Source organism: Photobacterium sp. S4TG1 (assembly GCF_036040035.1).
GTDB lineage: Bacteria > Pseudomonadota > Gammaproteobacteria > Enterobacterales > Vibrionaceae > Photobacterium.
This window is the reverse complement of the sequence record NZ_JAYXUH010000019.1, coordinates 72,220-79,436: the sequence shown is the minus strand read 5'-3', so window position 1 is coordinate 79,436 and position 7,217 is coordinate 72,220. Positions and strand designations below refer to the sequence as shown.

The 7,217-nt window shown below is 39.5% G+C and carries 6 protein-coding genes; 1 reads left to right on the top strand and 5 read right to left on the bottom strand.

Annotated features, from left to right (window positions below; translation table 11 throughout):
* Positions 1 to 476: 476 nt before the first annotated feature.
* From VXS03_RS17540 to gadC, 4 genes are all read right to left on the bottom strand, one after another.
* Complete coding sequence (locus VXS03_RS17540) at positions 477 to 1,091, bottom strand: trimeric intracellular cation channel family protein (RefSeq protein ID WP_327765170.1); 615 nt, start codon at positions 1,089 to 1,091, stop codon at positions 477 to 479.
* A 166-nt stretch (positions 1,092 to 1,257) separates the two neighbouring features.
* A complete protein-coding gene (locus VXS03_RS17535) occupies positions 1,258 to 2,658 on the bottom strand; it encodes a glutamate decarboxylase (protein WP_327765169.1) in 1,401 nt (466 codons plus the stop codon).
* Between the two features lie 15 nt (positions 2,659 to 2,673).
* Complete coding sequence (gene glsA / locus VXS03_RS17530; protein WP_327765168.1) at positions 2,674 to 3,618, bottom strand: glutaminase A; 945 nt, start codon at positions 3,616 to 3,618, stop codon at positions 2,674 to 2,676.
* A gap of 16 nt (positions 3,619 to 3,634) precedes the next feature.
* Positions 3,635 to 5,158 (bottom strand): putative glutamine/gamma-aminobutyrate antiporter GadC, encoded by a 1,524-nt coding sequence (gadC, locus tag VXS03_RS17525; protein WP_442957463.1) that lies wholly within the window; start codon positions 5,156 to 5,158, stop codon positions 3,635 to 3,637.
* A 330-nt stretch (positions 5,159 to 5,488) separates the two neighbouring features.
* On the opposite strand from gadC, the gene VXS03_RS17520 reads away from it, so the two are divergent.
* Positions 5,489 to 5,812: a hypothetical protein gene (locus tag VXS03_RS17520; RefSeq protein WP_327765167.1), complete on the top strand. Its 324-nt coding sequence runs from the start codon at positions 5,489 to 5,491 to the stop codon at positions 5,810 to 5,812.
* 83 nt (positions 5,813 to 5,895) lie between these two features.
* On the opposite strand, the gene dapD is transcribed toward VXS03_RS17520, so the two are convergent.
* Positions 5,896 to 6,927 carry a 2,3,4,5-tetrahydropyridine-2,6-dicarboxylate N-succinyltransferase gene (gene dapD / locus VXS03_RS17515; protein WP_327765166.1) on the bottom strand — a complete coding sequence of 344 codons (1,032 nt, stop codon included), beginning with the start codon at positions 6,925 to 6,927 and terminating at the stop codon, positions 5,896 to 5,898.
* Positions 6,928 to 7,217 lie beyond the last annotated feature (290 nt).

Here is a 7,217-nt window from a genome sequence, read left to right as displayed (position 1 = left end):
GTAAAATAATGCTGAATAGACACTACGGAGTGGTAGTTCAGTTGATTAACTTTTTATTGAGAAGCTAGCGGCCAGTCACGCCGGGGGGCGCGCTGATATTCGGAATGGCAAGTCCCGTCCACTTCACATTATTGAAGAAACCTGAATCGAAAGATTCAGTTTTTTTTTCGTCTGCCTAAAAGTAAAATGATGCTGAATAGACACTACGGAGTGGTAGTTCAGTTGATTAACTTTTTATTAGGAACCTTAGCGGCCTGTCATGACTCTTATTTTATGGGTAATGGACGCGCTGATGCTCTGGTTGTAAAGTTAGCTATGGCAAGTCCCGTCCGCTTCACATTCATTTAAGAAAATTAAATCGAAAGATTCAGTTTTTTTCCGCTTGTAGGAAATGATAATTATAGAGTGGATTATCATTTGTCATCTTGAAAGGGAAGCACGAATAATCCATTGATTAGTAGTACGGCATAGAATGATTATTTTAAGAGTAACCAATTAGGAAAAGTAATTTTTTTGATCACAATGTACATTCTTACAATAATAATAAAGCTAATACTGATTAAAGTAGCAATATTAGGATTAATTGAAAATTTGGTTTGAAGAATATAAAGGTAACAACCAATAATGACCGGGCTGGCGTAGAATTCAGTGTTATTGAACATTGTTGGTCGAGCTAAAATAACATCACGCAATACACCACCAAAGACAGCCGTGATCATTCCCATAGTAACTGCAACATAACCCGCATAATGTTCAGCAACCATATTTTTAGTGACGAGTACGGAAAACATCGCAATTCCAGTGGCATCGAGTACAACAATCAAACGTTCAGCTTTTATTTTACGAAGGTGAGGGGCGATGAAAAAGCCGATAAAAGAGGTAATCAATGCGGTCCAAAAATAAGAGGGATCTCTGATCCAAAAGACTTGATCCGTTGAGAGAATAATATCTCGTACAGTACCGCCACCAAGTGCCGTTATCCAACCTAATACCATGACACTAACGATATCTTTACCTATGTTAGCTTCACTTATTACAGCACTTAATGCAAAGGCAACGATACAGATAATCTCAATGGTGTGAATTAGCATAAATAAGCCTATAACATATTAATATCACGGGAATAAATTTAAACTTGATACTAACATGCAGTGGTGTTCATACCAGAGAGTAAAAATGGTGATAGTGTTTTCAAAAATAAAAAAAGGCCGGAAATCCGACCTTTTTTATGATGTTTATACGTGAGGTTAGAAAATATTATCGACCGCTATGATCAAATGTTTTTACATCTTCAGCAGTACATTGAGAGGCTGCATGTGAAGTAAGAAATTCAATAGAGCGGGTAAAGTCAGCGATTAATAGATTAGCAAGATCAATGGTTAGACCTTGTTTAACTAAAATACGTTGAACGAGAATTTCTTGAGCATTTGCAGGTAAGGTATATGCAGGTACTAACCAACCACGAGTACGCAAACGATCAGCAAGATCGTAAAGTGAGAAGGATACGTTAGCATCCGCTTTTAGACGCCATGAAATAGCTGGAATCCCTTTTTCACGGTTACCGTCAAAAATAAATTCAAACAAATTAAATTTATTAAGTTCTTTGACTAAATACTCACATACATCATAGCTTGCATTATGAATACGTTGATAGCCTTCAAAGCCTAAGCGTAGGAAATTATAGTATTGAGATATAATTTGCCCAGCAGGACGAGAGAAGTTTAGAGCGAAGGTTGGCATATCGCCACCTAAGTAATTGACGTGGAATACTAACCCTTCAGGTAGGTCTTCTTTATTACGCCATACAACCCAACCACAGCCTAATGGTGCTAAACCAAATTTGTGGCCAGAAGTACTGATTGATTTTACACGCTCAAGACGGAAGTCCCAAGGTTCAATATTAGGGGCACAGAAAGGGGCTAGCATTGCGCCACTTGCACCATCAACATGAATATCAATTGAGTTACCAGTATCATGTTCGTAAGTATCTAGTGCGTCTGATAATGGTTTTACGGTTTCGTATAATCCTGTAAAGGTTTGGCCAAAAGTAGGCACAACCATAATGGTGTTAGCATCAACTAGTTCTAACATGTCTTCAGGGGTCATGAAATAATGCCCTTCATCCATTTTAGTTTCACGCATTTCTACGTCCCAGTAGCGAGCAAATTTTTCCCAACATACTTGAACGGGACCACAAACCATATTGGGTTTATCTGTTGGTTGACCTAGTGCACGACGCTTTTCACGCCAACGCCAAAGTGCAGCCAAACCACCAAGCATACAGGCTTCACTTGAACCTGTTGTTGAGGTACCAACGGTAGTGACTGATTCAGGTGAATTCCATAAATCCGCTAAAATATGGACACAACGTCCTTCAATTTCTGCTGATTGAGGGTATTCATCTTTATCTATCATGTTCTTATCAATAGATAAATCCATTAATTTATGAACTTCGTCTTCTTCCCATGTCTGGCAGAATGTTGCTAGATTTTGGCGTGAATTACCATCAAGGTAAAGTTCATCGCGAATCATTTGATAGATCACATTAGGTGCTTGTTCTTGCTGTGGTAGCTTGGTAGTTGCCGCAACGTTATTAATCGCTTCTGAACCAAAGATTGGATCATTTTCGGATTGACGGTTTACTTCATGAAGAGCCATAATTTTCTTCCTACCTTAATGTTGCTTACTACTAAATAAGTTCCAAGCCATTGCTTGGGTAACATGCTTGATCATTTGCTGACCACGAATACTATTGCCAAATTGGTCAAGTCGTGGTGAAAATGCGGCGAGCGCGCCAATGTTGGGTATCACTGTTAATAAACCACCACCAACACCACTTTTACCGGGTAGACCAACATCATATGCCCAGTCGCCAGAGGTATCGTAAAGACCTTCCATCGCCATTTCTGCAAGAATATGAGGAATATTTTGAGGTTGAATTAACTGTTCACCTGAACATGGATTTTTACCGCCATTAGCCAGTGTTGCCCCTACTGTTGCTAGTTCTACCGCATTAAATAGGGTGGAACATTGACGAGTATAAACATCACAAGCTTCAAGTGGCTCTGAGTACATACGACCAGATGACTCTAATAACAATGCAATAGCACGGTTATGAGTATTAGTGGTTTGCTCAGATTGATTCACTTCATCAGAGAGCGTAATCGCACTGTTTGCGAGCAGTGATTGGAAATGTAAAATCTGCTGCCAGCGTTGTTCTTTATCTGTCGCTTTAACTAAACTCACTGTCGCCATAGCGCCCGCATTGACGAGGGGGGTTAAGGGCTTACCTTGGTGTAGTTCAAGAGCAAGCACTGAATTAAATGGCATGCCAGTAGGTTCTGCACCGACTTTACTGTGTAATGCATCGGCTCCAGATTGCTCAAGCACTAACCCGAGCGTCATGATTTTTGAAATAGACTCAATCGCAAATTTATAACCAGCATCTTGTAATTGAATCACCTCACCAGTAACAGAAACGAAAGCCAGTCCTGTTAATTCTGATGGTACGGAAGCTAAAAAAGGAATATAGGAGGCATTGTCGCCTGCCATATTTGTTTTTGCTTCGTCTAGCGCTTGCTGCATAACGACAGCAAGCTTTTCATTTAGTTGTGACATTGACGCATCCTTAACGCTATTGATTCAAGGTATGAGTAATTTTGTCTGATGGGTTAATAACACCAGGGTGAACGTTTTCAATTTCCCAAGTAAAGGGGGCAAAGTCAGTCACTGCTGGATCTTTCCAGTGAGGCTTACGAGCTTTGTATATGAACAATGGAATTAATACGAAGATCACAGTTAAGATGACTAAGAAGCCAACGTATTCTTCAGGACTACCCACCGCAATCTGACTTGGTGGAATAAAAGAGAAGATGAACGCTAGTAATGAGCCAGAAAAACCGACACCTGCGATAATCCACATGCCCATATCACCACCAGGGATTTTATATGGACGAGGACGGTTTGGTTGGCTGTAACGTAAGTGAATAGCGGCAGCGAACATTAACAGATACATAATGAGGTAAAGTACGACTGTTAATTGGCTTAGAATTTGATAAGCAGCTTGAACAGAAGGTAATACTACAAATACAACTGAAATAATGGTCACCAAGAAAGCTTGTACCATCATGATGTGCGTTGCCATACCGTGTTTATTGGTATATTGGAAAAAGCGAGGTAAATAACCGCCTTTAGCAACAACAAGTAATGCGGATGAAGGACCAGCAACCCAACCGACAACCCCTGCAAGTACACCAAGAGCTAAACATGCTGCCATAATTGGCGCTGCCCAACTGATACCCGCCCAAGCAAACATATCATCGTAAGCGACTAATAAACTTTGAGTTAAGTTGATGTCTTTTTGAGGAATAACAAAAGCGATAGCCAGTGTACCTAGTACAAATACACATACAGTACCAATCGCAGCAATCGCAATCGCAATCGGGTAGTTACGTGGCGCGTCATCAACTTCTTTAACGTGAATAGCGTTCATTTCCATACCGGCATAGAACAAGAAAATACTGGCAGCTAAAACAACATTATTAAAGTTAGAAAAGTCAGGAATCACATCGTGCCAAGATAATTGCACTTGTGGTGGACGGCCTGAGAAGAATAGGTAAGAGAAACCTAAAATAATTAACACGATACCAGGAATAACCGTACCAATTAAACCGCCCCATTTAGCAACTTTAGAGAACGCTGCTGTACCACGTAAAGCGATAAAAGTAGCTAACCAGTAAATCGCTAAGACTATTCCAAGTACAAAGAATTTATTCTGGGATAATGCTTGGTCCCATGATTGATCTGGACCCATAAACGCAAGTGATACTGAACCAAAAGTCAGTGCGGTTGGAAACCATACAGTAACTTCAATCCATAACATGAAAATAGCAACTAACGCTAAACGTGGACCAAATGCTTCACCCACCCAGCGAAATACCCCGCCTTTTTCGGACCAACCAGTAGCGAGCTCTGCGGCTACCAGCGAAACGGGAACTAAAAAGACAACGGCGGCAAAAATATAATAAAAAATGGAGCTCAGTCCGTATTCAGCTTCTGCTGGAAGACCACGCAAACTCACAACAGCAACGATATTTAACATTGCCAACGCGAATATGCTGATCCCCCCTTTTTTTGCTTTATCTATACTAGTCATCATTAACCAACTTCATAATCAAAGATATTTAAATTTTTATTGTTAGGTTTTGTGGACTAAAAACAGAACGTTTTATACTGTTTTAATAAATTCACTTTATAAAAAATAGCACCAACATATATGTATTTACATGCATAAAAAGCATTGTTTAGGTTGCATATATGTTGGTTGAGTATTTTTTTACTTTGTGTGGTTGATTAGAATTGTAAATCATAGTGATGAAATATTTTTGTTGTTGGCGTGAAATGTAAGCATGGGGTGATTTTGTTAATATTATTGCCTAGGAAATTATGTAAAAATGAAATTCAATAGATTGATTTTAGGGAACAACCAGTGAAATTTTTTTTCCAGCGTAATGAAACGGATTCAGAAGTTAGAATTGAATTGAAAACCGCGTCTTTTTATTTATTAGTCGCGATGATTGTGGGTTGGATGGCGATCAGTTTTATTTTGCAGTCAAATGAAGCGGGTTCAGTGTTTTTACCGATTTTAATTGGCTTTATGATGTTGCGCTTCTTTGCTTTGGTTAAAGTACAAAAAGAAGTATTAGTAGCGATGCGAGATAAGCGCTTAACTACTCAGGGAAGTAAATTCTCATTTGCGAATCCCTTTATTTATATTATTAAGAAAAAGCCACAACTCGAGACTAAAGCATAATTAAAAACGGCCGCGATGCTATTCGCTATACCAATATATAGCAGCATTGCGGCCGTTGACGATCATTGGACTGCAGACATTAATTAGTTATTGCTGTGCAGTTCGCTGTTTAATTCAATTGCTGTTTTGTTGGTTAAACATTCAATTTGGCCCGTCATTGAATTACGACGGAACAATAAATCTGCTTTACCAGCAAGATCGCGTGCTTTGGCTGTTTCAACGGCTTTACCTTCAGCATCTAGCATTTGTACTTTTGAACCGGCAGTAACGTATAAACCTGATTCGATAGTACAGCGATCACCAAGTGGGAAACCAAGGCCAGCGTTAGCACCTAAAAGACTATTTTCGCCAATGGATACCACGACTTTACCGCCGCCTGATAGTGTACCCATAATTGAAGCACCACCACCGATATCAGAACCATTACCGACAACAACACCTGCAGAAATACGGCCTTCAACCATACTTACACCAGTGGTTCCTGCATTGAAGTTAATGAACCCTTCATGCATAACAGTGGTACCTTCACCAACATGTGCGCCCAAACGAACACGTGATGTATCAGCAATACGTACGCCTGTAGGTACGATGTAGTCCACCATTTTAGGAAACTTATCTACGCAATCAACAGTGATAGTTTCGCCATTAAGACGCGCGTCCATTTGACGTTCTGCAAGGTCAGGTAAGTCGATAGGACCTTGGTTTGTCCATGCAATGTTGTGCAATAAACCAAAAATACCATCAAGGACTAAACCGTGTGGTTTCACTAAACGGTGAGAGATCAGTTGTAGCTTTAAGAAACCTTCAGCAACAGATACTGGTGAGATGTCTGTTTTAAGCATAACCATAACAAGAGGCTGTGAAGACAATGTTGCTTTAGCTGCAAATTGTGCGCTTACTTCATCATTTGCATCTTCAAATGCAGATGCAATCGCAGCACATTGCTCTGGTGTAACTTCAATCGCTTGGTTACCACCGTGATAATCTACGATAGCCGCAATGTCTTTTACAAGTTGCTCAGATGGATGTAGCGTTGGGGTTGGGAAAAACGCTTCAATAATTTTTCCATCACGGTTTTTAGTGACAGTACCAAGGGCAAGTGAAAAGCTAGACATGATTACCTGTTCTCCATTTCAAATAAAATAATACAATGCGGTAATTAAAATAATAGGTTCACCAATAACTAAAGCCGATGATGCCTCTATAAGTTAATTGATGATTTACCGCTAATTTATCTATCATAAAGACAGTTACAAAAATAGAGAAGAGCTGAACTGATAATCAGGGCAAAATGATAGTTTATTAACGAAAAACGGACATAATACCCTTCTTTTTGAAATTGATATTTGTCCATAAAGGTATTGATGGAAAGATATTTGAGGGGAGAGTCTGAGCGAAAAAAAAC

Excerpts from the sequence above, each read along its gene's own strand:
- VXS03_RS17540 (WP_327765170.1), bottom strand. The coding sequence starts at position 1,091 with ATGCTAATTCACACCATTGAGATTATCTGTATCGTTGCCTTTGCATTA.
- VXS03_RS17535 (WP_327765169.1), bottom strand. The coding sequence starts at position 2,658 with ATGGCTCTTCATGAAGTAAACCGTCAATCCGAAAATGATCCAATCTTT.
- glsA (WP_327765168.1), bottom strand. The coding sequence starts at position 3,618 with ATGTCACAACTAAATGAAAAGCTTGCTGTCGTTATGCAGCAAGCGCTA.
- gadC (WP_442957463.1), bottom strand. The coding sequence starts at position 5,158 with ATGATGACTAGTATAGATAAAGCAAAAAAAGGGGGGATCAGCATATTC.
- dapD (WP_327765166.1), bottom strand. The coding sequence starts at position 6,927 with ATGTCTAGCTTTTCACTTGCCCTTGGTACTGTCACTAAAAACCGTGAT.